Below are 14,924 nucleotides of genomic sequence, written 5' to 3'. Positions count from 1 at the left end.
TGCGTGTCATCCTGGCGCCGAACATCAGCACCGACTTTTACGAGGATAGGTCACTCGCACACCTTCGGGCGGCCTCCGGACCAAGCAGAAGTACCCTCATCGGTGCCCGGCGTGCGGCAATATCGGGTCATAAAGGGAAATCGGTGAGGTTGGCGGGCTGCGAGCAACCAAGAATAGGACTATGTGTACGCTATAGCCTTATGATGTACGTTGACCCATATCTGCCTCTCGACGGCCCTTTCAGCGACGTCCGTTTTGCGCCGCGATCTCGGCCGTAGCGATCGGACTTGCGGTTTCCTGAAAGCAGACGTTGCGGCTTACCGCATCACAGGTCATGGAGGCGCCAGAAGTTGACGTTGACGATCTACCCGGAAGCTGACGTTCGCCGGGCCAGCGCGAGCCGTTAGCTTGCGCCAGTCCCCAGAAGCGCTCGGACACCGCACATTTACCCAAGGACGTTACGCCCCATAGTTGATCGAGACTTGTCGTGCACGCCCAGATGCGCACATAAATATCGAACGCTGGGGACGGGTCCAATGGCAACGCGGCAAGAGATCGAGGGCTATGTCGCGGAACCTAACGAGACCATGACGGTCGAGCATAAGGGTTGGCTAGACCTTACCGACGATACGGGCAAGGCGAAGCTCGCCAAAGCTGCGATGGCTCTCGCAAATTCCGGGGGCGGAGCAATCGTCATCGGCTTCCGAGAGGATAACCAAGCGGGGCGCGCACTTCTCAGCGAGGCAAGACCTGCTGAGATCCAGCGCTACGGGGCCGATGCTGTGAACGCTGCAATCGCGCGGTATGCTAAGCCGCCATTCCACTGCGACGTCCACCACGCTACGCATCCGGTTACCGGCAATGAACATACCGTCGTCATCGTGCCCGGCGACCATCGGACGCCGATCATGACGATTCGGGACTGTGATCGAGTTGTTAGTCAAAACAAGGTTTACGTCCGCAAGCCCGGCCCCAAAAGCGAGGATGCTCGAACGCCGGAGGAATGGTCGCAGGTCTTGGATGGATGCTTGCGGGCCCGCCGCGATGACATGCTTGATGCGTTCAGGGTCATCATGGCGGGATCGGCTGGAGATGCCGCTCAGCCTGGTCTTGCCGATGATCCACTCATTACCTTTATCGCTCGAGCCGAGGATCGCTGGGCAGCGCTGGTCGCGAATCAGCCCGCTGATGCAGCGACACGTTTTCCTCGGGGCGGATACGATATCGCCATCGCGATCGAGGGCGATTTGGAACGCCCGGGGCTGCCAGAATTGCTTCGGAAGATCGATGTGGCTCACAACGTCAAGCTTACAGGTTGGCCTGCCTTTCTAGTACTCAACCGTCAGCCGCTTGATCCTCATCCGGTCGAGGGCGCGATTGAGACTTGGTTGGGCTTTGACGCGCCCGAAGGTCGGCGCTTCGACGATCCAGGTCACCAAGATTTCTGGTGGATTGCTCCGGAGGGTCTTCTCTACATGAAGCGCGGCTTTCAGGAGGATGGTCTTGACCGCCACGCACCTGGGACGGTCTTTGACTATGGTCTTCCAATCTGGCGCACGGGTGAGGCGCTTCTCTTTGCAAGGAGGCTGGGAGCGGAGCTCGGGAATGCGACCCGGCTCCGGTTCATGTTCCGTTGGCATGGTTTATTGAACAGACGCCTCGTGTCGATCGATGGTCGCCGCATGCTTGGCGGTGACCGGACATGCCGCGGGGTGAGCGAAGTCCGGGTAGAGGGATCCGCAACAGTCCAGCAGATCGATGATAATCTAGCTGAGGTGCTTTTCCCCGTCCTCGGGCGGCTCTATGAAATGTTTGACTTTTTCCCGTTGTCGCAACGCGGGGTCGCCGAAGAAATCATGCGTTTGAGAGAGCGTCGGTTTTGAGGCTTGGCGTACGTCGCTCAGCTCAGTACCGGAATGCGGGCATTTTCTCCGCTACCTGAGATAGCCCGCGATTGTCCGCCGGAGGTCGGCATCTGGCCCAATAGGCGACTCCCTATCAAATTGGCCGGCAGTGCCGTCAATGGCTCAATGCAGTCCTGCGCCAGAAGCGGACACCTAGATGGGCGCGAGAAGCTGACCTTCGCTGAGGCGTTCGCCTGCAACTGAACTACACAGCCAAAGCAACCTCGCCTATGCAAGGCACGAAGGCGGTTGAGACGGTTCGGAGATGGTGACGTGGCGCCGCGGCGGGCTGGCGAGCAACTCGCGGCCGATGGCGCATCAGGCCACGCCACGTGACCATAAGAGAGGTCGTGCACAATGGAAGTCGTCTACCTCGGCCGGTCCGGTCGGCGTCAGAAGCCCTCTCCCTTACGGGAAGGCAACGTCATTGAGCTTCTAGACAACAATTGGGATGACTACGGCCGCAAGACGCTCTTCGAGACAACGGCACGCATCGACGGACGGGAAGTCGACCTTGGGTCCATCAAGCTGCTGATCGAGGGCGTCGGTACCACCATGACGCGGCTGTCCGAGCTGCGGAAAGGCGGCTGGGATGGCGTGTTTCCGATACCCGGAGTCAACTATATCTCGGTGCCAGCCGAAATCGAGTTCTACGCCCAAATCATCTCGCTCCTCGGCGAGGAACGTGCGACCAACGTAGCGCGGGCCCTACGCGACGCGAGCTTCCTCGTCCGGATCGATCGCGACCAGGCCGCCGCCGCCCTCGCCGCCTCGGAGGACTTCAGGGTCTCACTGCAGCGAGAGCGAGGAGCAGTGAAGGCCTATCTCGACGGCTGGCAGCTGTTCGCGAATGGTAAGGTCACGGTCGCCAGCACGCGCTTCCGTTTCACCGACGCCATGGGCGAGGAATCAATACTGGCGCTAAACTTCCAATCAGAAGGTCCGCTGCCACACGACATCAACGTCCTGATAGGACCTAACGGCGTTGGCAAGTCGCAGCTGCTCCGGCAGATGGTGCGCGCGTGGCTTGGGACGCGGGGGCCAGAGCCGGCGCCCGCCTTCGAGGAACCTCCGAACATCAGTCAGCTCGTGGTCGTCTCCTACAGTCCCTTGGAGGCCTTTCCGGTCGACACGATGGAGGCCGTTATCGCCGACCGGGACGTCTACCGCTACTTCGGTTTTCGCGGGCGCTCCGCCGCGCCTCCGGAAGACGAGGATTACGACGAGTTTTCGTTCGACAAGCCCCCGCCGCCGCCGATCTTCGACACTAGATTCCCACGTATCCAGGCAGCGGGTTCGCTTGTCGACGCGCTCGGTGACGATCAGCGCTACGGAAGCATCTCGGATTGGCCAGGCAAGCTGCGCACGATGTACGAGGTGCTGCTCACAGCGCTTGACTTCGACTATTTGGCCGTGGCGGTCAGGTCGGATGGCACCGGCGACGGATCTTTAGCACCTGCTGGTCTGACTACGATCCGGATCGGGGACATTCTTTACCTTCCCATCCGCCACGCCGACGTGGCGAACGCCGATGTGGGCGCCATCCGGGCCGCGCTTCTGGCTGACGAGGGCGTCTCATTCATCAAGAACGGCGTGAAGCTTCGGCTGAGCTCCGGGCAGTCCCTTTTCTCGTACGTCGTCATCAATGTGCTTGGCGCGATCCGACGCAACAGCTTGATCGTGGTGGACGAGCCGGAGCTTTTTCTGCATCCGACGCTCGAGATCCAGTTCATCGACATGCTCAAGGGGATTCTTGCGAGCCTCACCTCGAAGGCTCTGATGGCGACGCATTCGGAGGTTGTGGTCCGAGAGACGCCCCGCGACTGCGTCCACGTCTTCCAGCGTACGGACGACGGAATCCGGATCGACACCCCGCCCTTCCAGACGTTCGCCGGCGATATCCAAAGGATCAGTTCTTACGTGTTCGGCGACCGGACCGCGGCGAAGCCCTATGAGGCGTGGATCAGGGAGCAGCTCAGCCAGTACCCCTCGGCAGACGCCCTCCTGGCGGCACTCGGTACCGACGTGAACGAGGAGCTCGTGATCCGTATCCGCGCCGTGGCCGCGGGGCGGGCATGAAGCGCCTTCAGCCGCCAGCCTTCAATAGCGTGGCCATGGTCGACCAGCTCGTGGCGGAGCGGCAGGCCGGCCAGAACGCTGCCTTCTTTACCCAGCACGCCGACGAGTGGAAGCAGCGGGTCCAGACCTACATGGAGACCCAAGGCGCGCCGTCTTTCAACCCGCGATGGCAGGCTATCCAAGCGGACCGCGCGAAATTCTACAGTCTGTACAGCCATCCGCGGCCCGGGCAGGTCCAAGAACCCATCATTCGCGCAATGCGGAAGAACCACGGCCTGTTGGAATGTCCGGCCTGCGGCGATCGCGGCGTCCCCGACACCCTCGACCACTATCTGCCGCAAGAGCACTACCCCCACTTCGTGGTGCTCCCGCACAACCTCGCGCCAATGTGCGGGACGTGCCAGCGGGCTAAGTGCTCAAAAACGGGCGACGGGCAATCACCGCGCTTCTTCCTACACCCCTACTTCGACACGGCCGCCGACGAGCAGCTCGTCACTCTCACTATCGAGCCGCCGTTCAATGCGCCGACCCATATACTGGCCGTGCGTGCTGGTCTGGACGCAGCGATCGCGCCTGTCGTGGAAACTCACCTACGGGAGCTCGGTATCCCTCAACGCTTCGGCGGTTGGTTCACGACCCAGTACACGCGCCTTCTCCGCAACGCCTCGAACCTGCGCACCGCTGGGTCTGACGTAGCGGCAACGCTAGGGTCGTTTCGTGATGCCGCACGATTGGCAGGGCCGAACTGCTGGGACCACGTGTTCTATGATGCAGTTCTGAGCAACGCGCTCCTCATGGCCTACCTAACCACCAGCGACCTTCCTGCATACCTCTGAGTAAGATCGACGCTGGCGGCGGGGTCGACCCCGCGGGGGTCGCGCACTCGCCAGTACAAAGGCCAATCCCAACGTCGATAGCGCTACCGGGAATAGCACGCCGGTGAGCGCCAGAAGCTGACACCGGATGATTGCCGATAAGCAGACATCAGCCTCGTGCCACAAGCCGCCAAGCGCATCAGACCTCGTCGATCCTTAGAAGAAGACGTACGATAATTTGTACGGTTACCGCGTGGCACGCCGTACCCTTCGGTTGTAGCGCTCGCCACTGTCAGGATCGGGATGCTCGCCGCCACCCTTCCACTCATCCGAGACCAGCCACTCCTCGAAATAGTAAAGCCATGTCGTGGCCCAGGGTACAAAGGTCTGATCGATGCGCATCGTACCCGTCCACTCGTGTGTCCCCGGCAGGGTGAGGCAAAGACGCAAGGGATCATGGTACACATGCGGCAATGGTCTGCTAGCCGCCAGTTCCAACAGGTCGGGGCTCTTGACGAACACGTCCGGTGTGCCGCCCCGCTGGAACGTGATGCGCATGACATATTCGCGGCTGAGAGCGGTCGGTTTGTCGCGGTACTCCCAGACCAAGCCCGTTGCGTGAAGTCGACCCATCCCCGGACAGATTGGATTGGCGCGCAGAAACGCATATTGCTGCGCCGGCGTCAGGTCAGGGCGGGCGCGGGAGAACATCTAATCCCCGAAGAACGTGTTGGGCCGCACCGGCGTCGCATTGGCGCCGCTCGAAAGCGTAAGCCCGACCGCAGGAGCAACATAAAGCTTCTTGTCCACGCGCGCTCGCGAGACCGCACCCGCACGGGCGTCGACCACCTTGCCGACAATGGCACTTCCGAGGCTCCTTCCAAGGCTGCGCGCGATCACATCGATGCCCTCCAGATCCGGCAGGGCCTCGAAGTCGGCAAGTGCCTTCGCGTGCCACGAATAGAACGCCGCGGCGCGGGCCGGCTCGGTGTTCCAGCGCTCGGCGAAGTTCTCGCCGACGGTGGTCTCGTTGGCCACCACGTACATCCGCCGACCATTCACCACCGGCTGATCGATGAAGTGCGGCATCAGCCGGATGGTTGCCACCAGGACGTCGAGTTCGGAATCGAAGGTGAAGGTCTTGACGCAGTACTCGTAGGCCTGAGCTGCCAAGGTGGTGATGATGATGGAAATCGGCGCGATATCCTCGATGACCTCCTGAAAGTGCACGTCCCGGTGACGCTTCAGGATCTGTACGGTCCGCCGAAGGATGCCCTTGACGACCCCGTGCACAGGGAAGGGCTCGACGTTGGCCCGATCCTGGGCCACCACCGTCTTGCCGACCCGCAGCGACGGAATCAATGCCGCCCGGCGCTCGAAGAGTGCCTTGTACCCCTTCGGATTCGTCGGCTTGAATTCCCGAAGCTTCTTGTCCGGAACCAGTTCGCCGCCATTGCTGCATTGGGCATTGATGATCGTCGGCGAAATGTCGAGATGGTATTCGCGCGCGTAGTTCAGGCGCCAGCAGCGCTTCTTTTCCTCAAGCATGCCGGCGTAGCGCGCATTCTCCTTCAGGCGCTCGCCGACGATACGCTTCAGTTCCGCCGGAGGCCGGTCGGCTGCGAAACGCAGCACTTTGCAGATGAGGTCAACGTCGAAGTCCTCGCGCAGGAGGGGCCTGACCGTCGTGCCGAGGCCGGTCGAGCCGTGCGCGTAAATCTCGATCCACTTCAGAAGGGGATTGTCAGAAGCCGAGAGCCACTCTGCCACCGCCTCGTAGCTGGTCCGCGCAACCTCGAGCTGAGCGGCGGTTAGCTCCAGCGCCCGGCAGATATCATCGAGGAGCGAGTAAATCTCGATCTTGCGCATGAGCACATGGGGTTGCACTGCCGCCCTGAACATCTTGTTCACAACTCGGCTCCTTTCAGCGGATAGAAGGGATGAAACACCTCGGCCGGACCGGTTAGGAACACCGGCTCGAGGCGGGGCCTCTCCTTACGCGCAGACGAGGCGCCCATGCCCTTGAGCTGCTTGACCCTGCGCGTATCGTCGAGCTTGAAGAAGTCCTTCGGCACATCCGGACAGCACCGGAAGATGGCATTGCGCTCGTATTCATGGCCGGTGAGCAATTTCGCCATGCCGAGCGCGCCGTGCGACTGTCCGTCCATGAACAGCCTCGTCACGTCTTTCGCGAGCCCGCCCAAGCCGGCGGCCTCGCCGATCATGTAGACCTCGTTGACACAGCCGAGGCTCAGCACGCGCAGGCTACTGGCGGGCCAGCCGAGCAAGGTGATGGCCTCGACCACCGCCAACGCGATCGGGTTGTTCGCCCAGACCCCACCATCCAGCAGCCCCACATCCTCAGCGGTGCGGTGGCGCTTGTAGTAGGTGGGCGCAGCCGCGGTCGCCATCGCGGCATCGACGGCGAGGCGCTTGTAGTCGGTCTTGAGGCGAGGGTGATGCGCCGTCTTGAAGATATAGACACCGCGATGATCAGCATCCCATGCTGGGATCACGAGCCGGGCTGTAGCCTCGCCGATGCGTCGGCCGCCGAGAACGGAGATCAGTTCGCTCCGGAGCAGATCGGCATCGTGCTTGGGCGCGAACACATGCTTGAGGCGACGCCACATGTCGCCAGTAAGCGTCGCCAGCGCTCCGCCCGATTGCCCGAAAATGTGTGGGCCACGGTGAACATACAGGTCAAGGAGCTCACGCGCGGGAATGCCCATCGCCAGGCCGATCGCCAGGATTCCGCCGGTCGAGGTTCCCGCGATGAGATCGAAGTAGTCCCCTATGGGCCGGTCAAGGTCTTCTTCCAGCGAGGCGAGAAACGACGCCGGCAACGTCCCCATGATTCCGCCGCCGTCGATGCAGAGCAGCCGGCGGATCGGCGGAGCGTCAGAAACTGGGCCGGGCAGCGTCACTTTTCTCATCCCTTCGCTGGATACGAACCGTGGCACGATACCGAGCCGAGCTTGACTGCGCTGTCACAACTCCAGATAGCAACGACCGCCGAAAATCCACGGTTTCCCGTCCGCGCCTTTGCTGTGGAACGGCAGAGATGAAACGTTCGTCGGCGACCGCGACAGCCAAGTCCCGATCGCCGACTACCGCTGCCGCGACTCGCATCGCTCATCGCCAGCGATCAGGAATTCTCGGTGTCACGGCCATCAGGCTCGCGCGCCACCCCCTTGAACTTGCCTGAGGATTGTTTGACCTCCATGAACTCACCAGTGCGCTCGTTGCGCTTCTGGAAGAGCCCATCAGGCCGCTCGAATTGGGTGCGACCCGTTACCGAGCCGCGCCGAAAGCCTTTTCCTGAGTTCGTGGCCACGGGGCCGTCCTCCACTTTCTCGATCCAGACTGACGCTTTGCCTTGCTCATGTCGGCAAAACGGCGGATCGTGAATCCGACCCGCATCGGTATTATACATCTATATTTTTGATACGGGTCAAGAGTTAATAGGGGTGAGATGAGCGAACCAACTGACCGTCCCTCATGGACGCACCAACGGCGCATGGAATTCCTGGAATGGAAGATGTTCTGGGAGGGCCGCGTCATCCGAAGCGACCTCGAAAGCGCTTTCGATATCTCGACCCCGCAAGCGTCTGTTGACCTGCGACGTTATCGAGAGATTGCGCCAAACAATATGGAGCAAACCGCCCGAGGGTATCGTCCAGCGGCGAAGTTCATGCCGCACTTTCTCAAGCCTTCGGCCGACCGCCTGCTCCTGCAGTTGCGCGCCTTTCTGTCAGGCGTCATTCCACGCAAGGATATCTGGTTCAAAGACATCCCGAATGTCGCCATCGCGCCTGATATCGCACGCGACATCCCCGCCGATTGCATGCGCCTCATTCTGCAGGTCATGCGCGATCGAGAAGCCATCGAAATTCGCTATCAATCTCTGACTAGCTCGCGCAGGCGCATGATCGCTCCCCATGCGCTGGCCCATGATGGCTTTCGATGGCATGTTCGCGCCTGGTGTTGCGAGAATTTAGAATTCCGGGATTTCGTTCTTTCCAGGATGGATGAATTCGGAAGCACGTCGAGCGTAGAGTACGATTCGGCTGACGATGCAGCTTGGCATACTAGGGTGGTGTTGCGCCTGCGGCCGCATCGCGGTCTCTCTGCTCAGCAGCGAAATGCCATTGAAAAAGACTTCGGGATGACCGAGGGCCGACGAAACGTGGAGGTGCCAGCCTGCCTAGCCTACTATCTTATTAGGCGACTCAACCTAGATTTACCGACCACCATACAGTTGACTCCTGAGCGACTTCAGATCGAACTCGAAAACCTTGACGAGATTCATGAGCAGATCAATCAGGCCAAAATTCACACGAAGCTTCTGATTGCGAAGCGGTTTCCGCAGATAGATCCCGCATCCATGTCACGATAACACGCACTCGTCGCCGCTGAAGCTGGACGAAGACTGGCCCCAATTGGGCTAATGCCACTCACGCGATCCTAAAATAGATCGCCCTGCGATGCTCCGGCGCCAGGAGCTGACGTTGATGAGATGTCCGAAACCGGACGTTGTAGGCAGATGTAGTTGAGCGTGACCGCGCGTTCGTCAACGCTCCGATCACGCAGCGGGCCGACATCGCAATTCGCTTAATCGATCAGTGGATCAACGGCTTGAAGGGCTTTCGCGAGCGATCTCCATTGCCGAGAAATGCTGCCCGCCCCGAGGCGATTCGCCTCCTCACCATTGCGTCCTTCTGATCAAACATGCCCCGACTGACCTTTGCGCGCATGCTGGAGAAATTCTGCCAGCAGCGCGCCACCACCATCCTATCCCCGCGCGATGCAGCGTTGTTCCAGAACTGGCTTCTCGGGCTGTTCGCCGCCCGGACGTCTCCGCCAAAGGCCGGGCACGACTACGACTGGCTCGCCATATCGGATGCCTGCAGCGTCGGTCATGCCGACCTCAAACGCGCCACGCGTGTCCTCTCGCCCGGCCTCGATGCCCTGACGCGGGACGTTCGCCAGAATGGAGGACTCCACCCAAGGAAGGTGAGCCGCGTCGCATCTCGCCGGGCACCTCGTGTGACTGCGCACCGTAACCCTGCAGAGTCAGCAGATTCCAATCGACCACCGGAGACGCCCGCTCCGCCGCGCCGCAAGCCCGGCGTGCGTGCAAGACCAATCGTGGAGTTTCCGGAGAGCGACGGCAAGCCATGGGACGATCCCGCAACCTTCGCCGATGCTCTTGACCTTCACATGCGCCGGCACGGCGACAGTTCGAAGCATCTCGCGCACGTCCTGGCGAACGGCGCCAGTCAGGTCGACGAGACGACCCTCAACATGTGGCGGCGCGGCGTGAAGGTGCCGCGCGCAGCCCGTAGCCTTGCGGCGCTGGAGTTCATCGAGCGGCGCTATCGCCTGCCGTCCGGCTATTTCAGGCACAAATTACCGATGACCGACCGCTGCACCTCGGCTGGCGCCATTGCCGGCATCAGTCGCGCCGAGCGGCGACGCCTCGCCTGGCACCTGCCCTTCGACTTCGATCGCCGTCCGCTGAAGGAACGGGAGGAAATCCTCGAATGGGTGCAGCGCGTGGTGATTTCCGGATCAACGGAATATCGTCGGTTCCAGGCGGCCGCGATGAGACAGCGCTACGCGGTGCGTTTTCCCGGTCTGCTCGGCGAATCCACGCGCCCGCGCGGGCTCTATCGCTTTTGCCGGGAAGAGGATGGTAGCCTGCCCGATCCCGAGCTTGCGGTCACCGCTGTCGATGCACCAGTCCAGCTTTCCGAGGAGATGGCGGACCTCGTCCGTTTCAAGACGGCGACGCTGACAGCCTTCGGCTATCAGCGCAATGGCGTCTGGGGCGAGGAGACCGCCTCGCAGAAGGTCGAGCATCTCGGCCTGATGTTTGGCGCTCTGGCGGCGGCGCCGAGCGGGGCCGTGCACGGTTTCGGCGTGCCGCTGGAGAGCCTCACCTTCGGTCTTCTCGTCTTTCCAATCGTCTGGGACTGGTACATCCAATGGCGCGAACGTCGGCGTGGCTTCTATACCGCATGGGAAGTCGACATGCTGCGCATTGCCATTGCATTGACGCGGGTCGACACCGGGTGGCTGCGTCAGAGCCCGCAGCTCGCTGATCGGATCAAGCCCATTCCCAATCTCATCACCGAGCGCGACATCGCCACGGTCCGCGCCGACTGGGCCGGCGCCTGCGAGCAGATGCACAAGCACGGACTTGCCCGCGCCAGGGAAGTCCAACGTGTCGCGCGCATCCATCGCGATCCCTTCGAGCCGATCATGGTCGTGCTGGAAGCCGACAGTCCTGTGGGCGAATACCGCAAGATCACCGAGGAGATCCTGCGGCTGATGCCGGACGAGAAGCGCTACCCGCGCGCCGCCGCTGAAGCCGTGAGGGCTTTCCTGATGCTCCGGCTTGGCCTCCATCTCGGGCTACGCCAGAAGAACCTGCGCCAGCTCCTCGTCTGCCCGCGCGGACATATTCCAAGCTCGGAACGTCGCCTCACGGAACTGAAGCGCGGCGAACTGCGCTGGAGCGAGCGCGATCGAGGCTGGGAAGTGTTCATCCCCTCCGTCGCGTTCAAGAACGCGAATTCGTCCTTTTTTGGCAGCAAGCCGTTCCGGTTGATCCTGCCGGACCTCGGCGGGCTCTACCACTATCTCGACGCCTATATCGACCGGCACCGGAGAGCACTGCTGAAGAATGCCGCCGATCCCGGCACGCTGTTCGTAAAGACGGTGAAACTCACCAGCAAGGACGCCGCGTACGACCAGAACACCTTCTATGAGGCGTGGCGGCTCGCGATCCAGCGCTACGGCATCCACAACCCCTATACGGGTCGCGGCGCCATCAGGGGGCTGCTGCCGCACGGCCCACACAATGTCCGCGACGTGCTCGCCACCCATATCCTGAAGCAGACCGGCTCCTACGAGCAGGCAAGCTACGCCATTCAGGACACGCCCGACATGGTGGCCAAGCACTATGGGCGCTTCCTGCCGCAGGACAAGGCGGCGCTCGCCGCACAGATCCTGAACCGCGTCTGGGAGGCGGCGTAGCAGTATCGCTTCACTGCTTGAAACAGTGTTCCCGGTGCCATTGCAGGAAATGCGGATGCGGCCGCTCGAACGTCTTTTTCGGCGCGATGGCGCGGCCGCTCCGGTTGATGAAGGCCCGCACACCATCGGGGTCGTTGACCTGCCGGGAGATGAGGATCTCCAGATTATCCGAGAGGCTGATCAGACCGCGATCGAACATCCAGTGCGCGGTGCCCGACAATGCCAGGCCGTTGCTGACGATGTCGGGGCCGTTGGCTTCCACCGGCCGGATATGTGCTGCGGCCACCTCGGCCCGCCCGCCGCCATTGATGAGCTTGAGCCCGCTGATCGCGCAACGCTCGTCATAGGCGCGCAGCACCACCCGCCGGAAAACCCGATCCCGCACGATCCGCGATGACAGAGTGCTGATGCGTTCCCGGGGCTGCTCGAATACGAACGGTGCCTGCTCTTCATGGAATCCGGCGAGCGGTGCACCATCGTCGACGCGCGGAAGCAACGGTTCGCTGTCATCCAGCCCGAGCCGGATGATGCGATCGAAATCGTCCGGCGAGAGCGCGCGCACGGCGGCCTGTGCGCGACCTGAAATCCGTCCCTCTTCATTCAGCACGCCACGCTCGACGACGCCATCCGCATCGCTGAACGGCACCGGATGGACGAAATCGAGATAGGAGCCGGGCTCGATCAGCGCCAGATACATGCCGGGCGCCGTCGGATCGGGCACCACACGTTCAACCCTGGCGATCGCGAAATAGCCGCGGGTTTCCGCCACCTTGCGTGGTTCGTAATAGATGATCCAGCCGCCGACACAGGCCTCGACCCGCCCGAGATACTGTGGTGGAAACTGATATCGCTCGGCCGGGCTGTCGTCGTAGATCGAGTCCGAGCGGTGAATGAAGACGCCGAATCCCATGTCCCATCCTTGATCCGCGTCATCATATTGAGTTTTCGGCGCCAGGGAGGAGAAAGTCGCACCCTCCGTTTCACTACGCACTTCGGCCCGTGGGCCATGTGAGCGATAGGACGGCTTTCTATAAATCACATATTCGCTATTATATGAGCTATAGAGGAGGCTCTATCGCTCATGGCATGGAATTGGACGCAGCTCCATTGGCCGCATTTTACCTACGATCCGGCCGCCCTTGAGCCGCTGGAGCAGCACTTCCTGCTGCTCTCCGGTGAGGTGATCGGCGCGGTCCGGCATGTGGGTGACGATGATCGCGACCTGCTGCGGATCGAGTTCCTCAGCGAGGAGGCGGTCAAGACCAGCGCGATCGAGGGTGAGACCCTGGATCGCATGAGTGTGCAATCCTCCCTGCGCCGGCAATTCGGCCTCGACACCGACGATCGCACCGTGAAGCCGAAGGAGCGCGGCATCGCGCAGATGATGGCTGATCTGTACCGGAGTTGGGCGGATCCGCTGGACGACGGCACTCTGTTCCGCTGGCACTACATGTTGATGACGGACAGCCGGCATCTGGAGACGGTCGGCGGCTATCGCCGTCATGAAGACGCGATGCAGATCGTGTCCGGCCGTTACCATCGGCCCACGGTGCATTTCGAGGCCCCGCCATCCTTTCGGGTTCCCGGGGAGATGACCGCCTATCTCGCTTGGTTCAACGGCTCGGCACCGAACGGTGGCGCGCCGCTGCCTGCGCTAACCCGGGCCGGGATTGGACATCTTTATTTCGAGAGCATCCACCCCTTCGAGGATGGCAACGGCCGGATTGGTCGCGCCGTCGCGGAAAAGTCCCTCGCGCAGAACATCGGTCAACCGACGCTGATCGCACTCGCCCATACCATCGAGCAGCACCGCAAGGCCTATTATGACCAGCTCGAAGTCCACCAGCGGACGCTCGATATCACCGGTTGGCTGATCTATTTCGCCGAGACGATCGTCACAGCCCAGCGGACGACACTGGGCCGCGTCGCCTTCCACATCGCCAAGACGCACTTCTACGATCGCTTCCGCGACAAAATGAACGACCGCCAGGAGAAGGTGATCGCCCGGCTATTCCGTGAAGGCCCCGGCGGATTCACGGGTGGCCTGAGCGCGGAGAACTACATCGCGATCACCGGCACTTCTCGTCCGACCGCCACGCGTGACCTGCACGATCTGGTCGAGAAAGGCGCCCTGACGCGAACCGGCGAGCGCCGATATACGCGCTACCATCTGAATCTGCCGGGAGCAGCCTGCAAACCATGATTCCGGGAGCAATGCGGCCCAATACTCCGAGGACTGGCTTGGGTACCACGGCAAGCATCGCTGATGTGCCGAACCTCAAATCTCCGTTTGCTCCGATAGGCTCAAGGCGTCGTCAACTTCGATCCCGAGATACCGCACGGTGCTTTCGAGCTTCGTGTGACCGAGCAGGAGCTGGCAGGCACGCAGATTTCCGGTCCGCTTGTAAAGGATGGAGACTTTTGTTCGCCGTAGGCTGTGCGTCCCGTAATCCGCCGGGTTGAGGCCGATCAGGCTGACCCATTGGTCGACGAGTCGCCCATACTGCCGAGTTGTGACGTGTCCTCCACTATGGCTGCGGCTTGGCCAAAGCCAATCGCTTCCCTTTGCGCGCCGGATTGCGAGCCACGCAGCGAGAGCGTCCTTCGTCGGTTCGGTGATCTCGAAGGGGACCGGCTGGCCGGTCTTGTGCTGGACGACCACTGATCTCGCGCGAATGCCGCTGCCGGAGAATACGTCGCCGACTTTCAGTGTGACCAGATCGCAGCCACGCAGCTTGCTGTCGATGGCAAGGTTGAACATAGCGAGATCGCGCACCCGGTTGGCAATTTGCAGCCGCGTGCGCAGGGCCCATATGTGCTTGGGCTTCAGGGGAGGTTTGGCTCCGACGATCCGGCCGGCGTTCCAAGGCTCGTGCTGTGAGTGGATCTCTTGATTGACGTGCATGGCATCCTCCTTCCGAGGAGCAGCCCCAATTAGGCTAATGCCATAAGACCCGGCCGCGAAGAGGTCGGCGGGATGCCAGCGCCAGAAGCTGACATTGAAATGAACGACGAAAGAGGACTTTGGCGGGTGGCCGCTGTTCGCCTGGGCCCCTTGGGTTGCGAGACTCTGCTATGGTGTGCG

Annotated in this window: 12 protein-coding genes; 6 read left to right on the top strand and 6 right to left on the bottom strand. The window is 61.7% G+C overall.

Annotated features, from left to right (window positions below; translation table 11 throughout):
* Positions 1-536 precede the first annotated feature (536 nt).
* From NVS83_RS22390 to NVS83_RS22380, 3 genes are all read left to right on the top strand, one after another.
* A complete protein-coding gene (locus NVS83_RS22390) occupies positions 537-1,883 on the top strand; it encodes an RNA-binding domain-containing protein (protein WP_258741449.1) in 1,347 nt (448 codons plus the stop codon).
* A 378-nt stretch (positions 1,884-2,261) separates the two neighbouring features.
* Complete coding sequence (locus NVS83_RS22385; RefSeq protein WP_258741448.1) at positions 2,262-3,983, top strand: AAA family ATPase; 1,722 nt, start codon at positions 2,262-2,264, stop codon at positions 3,981-3,983.
* Complete coding sequence (locus NVS83_RS22380) at positions 3,980-4,819, top strand: hypothetical protein (RefSeq protein ID WP_258741446.1); 840 nt, start codon at positions 3,980-3,982, stop codon at positions 4,817-4,819. The genes NVS83_RS22385 and NVS83_RS22380 overlap by 4 nt, the downstream gene beginning before the upstream one ends.
* A 225-nt stretch (positions 4,820-5,044) precedes the next feature.
* On the opposite strand, the gene NVS83_RS22375 is transcribed toward NVS83_RS22380, so the two are convergent.
* The 4 genes from NVS83_RS22375 to NVS83_RS22360 all read right to left on the bottom strand — a co-directional run bounded on the left by NVS83_RS22375 (position 5,045) and on the right by NVS83_RS22360 (position 8,231).
* Positions 5,045-5,509 carry a type II CBASS E2 protein gene (locus NVS83_RS22375; protein WP_258741445.1) on the bottom strand — a complete coding sequence of 155 codons (465 nt, stop codon included), beginning with the start codon at positions 5,507-5,509 and terminating at the stop codon, positions 5,045-5,047.
* The gene (locus NVS83_RS22370; protein ID WP_258741515.1) at positions 5,510-6,700 is read right to left on the bottom strand and encodes a nucleotidyltransferase domain-containing protein; all 1,191 of its coding nucleotides are present in this window, start codon (positions 6,698-6,700) and stop codon (positions 5,510-5,512) included. It abuts the gene before it with no gap.
* A 5-nt stretch (positions 6,701-6,705) separates the two neighbouring features.
* Positions 6,706-7,722, bottom strand: a complete 1,017-nt coding sequence (locus tag NVS83_RS22365) for a CBASS cGAMP-activated phospholipase (RefSeq protein WP_374115104.1) — start codon at positions 7,720-7,722, stop codon at positions 6,706-6,708.
* A gap of 221 nt (positions 7,723-7,943) precedes the next feature.
* Positions 7,944-8,231: a hypothetical protein gene (locus tag NVS83_RS22360; protein ID WP_258741441.1), complete on the bottom strand. Its 288-nt coding sequence runs from the start codon at positions 8,229-8,231 to the stop codon at positions 7,944-7,946.
* A gap of 84 nt (positions 8,232-8,315) precedes the next feature.
* On the opposite strand from NVS83_RS22360, the gene NVS83_RS22355 reads away from it, so the two are divergent.
* Both NVS83_RS22355 and NVS83_RS22350 read left to right on the top strand, forming a co-directional pair.
* Complete coding sequence (locus NVS83_RS22355; protein WP_258741440.1) at positions 8,316-9,194, top strand: BrxR family transcriptional regulator; 879 nt, start codon at positions 8,316-8,318, stop codon at positions 9,192-9,194.
* 332 nt (positions 9,195-9,526) lie between these two features.
* A complete protein-coding gene (locus tag NVS83_RS22350) occupies positions 9,527-11,839 on the top strand; it encodes a hypothetical protein (RefSeq protein WP_258741437.1) in 2,313 nt (770 codons plus the stop codon).
* Between the two features lie 10 nt (positions 11,840-11,849).
* Here NVS83_RS22350 and NVS83_RS22345 read toward each other — a convergent pair whose 3' ends face one another.
* Positions 11,850-12,749, bottom strand: a complete 900-nt coding sequence (locus NVS83_RS22345; protein ID WP_258741434.1) for an HNH endonuclease — start codon at positions 12,747-12,749, stop codon at positions 11,850-11,852.
* Between the two features lie 171 nt (positions 12,750-12,920).
* On the opposite strand from NVS83_RS22345, the gene NVS83_RS22340 reads away from it, so the two are divergent.
* Positions 12,921-14,042, top strand: coding sequence for a Fic family protein (locus tag NVS83_RS22340; RefSeq protein WP_258741431.1), 1,122 nt, complete (start codon positions 12,921-12,923; stop codon positions 14,040-14,042).
* A gap of 75 nt (positions 14,043-14,117) precedes the next feature.
* Here the strand turns inward: NVS83_RS22340 and NVS83_RS22335 are convergent, their stop codons facing one another.
* Positions 14,118-14,744 (bottom strand): tyrosine-type recombinase/integrase, encoded by a 627-nt coding sequence (locus NVS83_RS22335; protein ID WP_258732750.1) that lies wholly within the window; start codon positions 14,742-14,744, stop codon positions 14,118-14,120.
* Positions 14,745-14,924: the final 180 nt, after the last annotated feature.

The sequence above is a fragment of the Ancylobacter mangrovi genome (assembly GCF_024752335.1).
Classification (GTDB): domain Bacteria; phylum Pseudomonadota; class Alphaproteobacteria; order Rhizobiales; family Xanthobacteraceae; genus Ancylobacter; species Ancylobacter mangrovi.
Note: the sequence above shows the minus strand (reverse complement) of the source record. Positions and strands in the feature narration are given on the sequence as shown.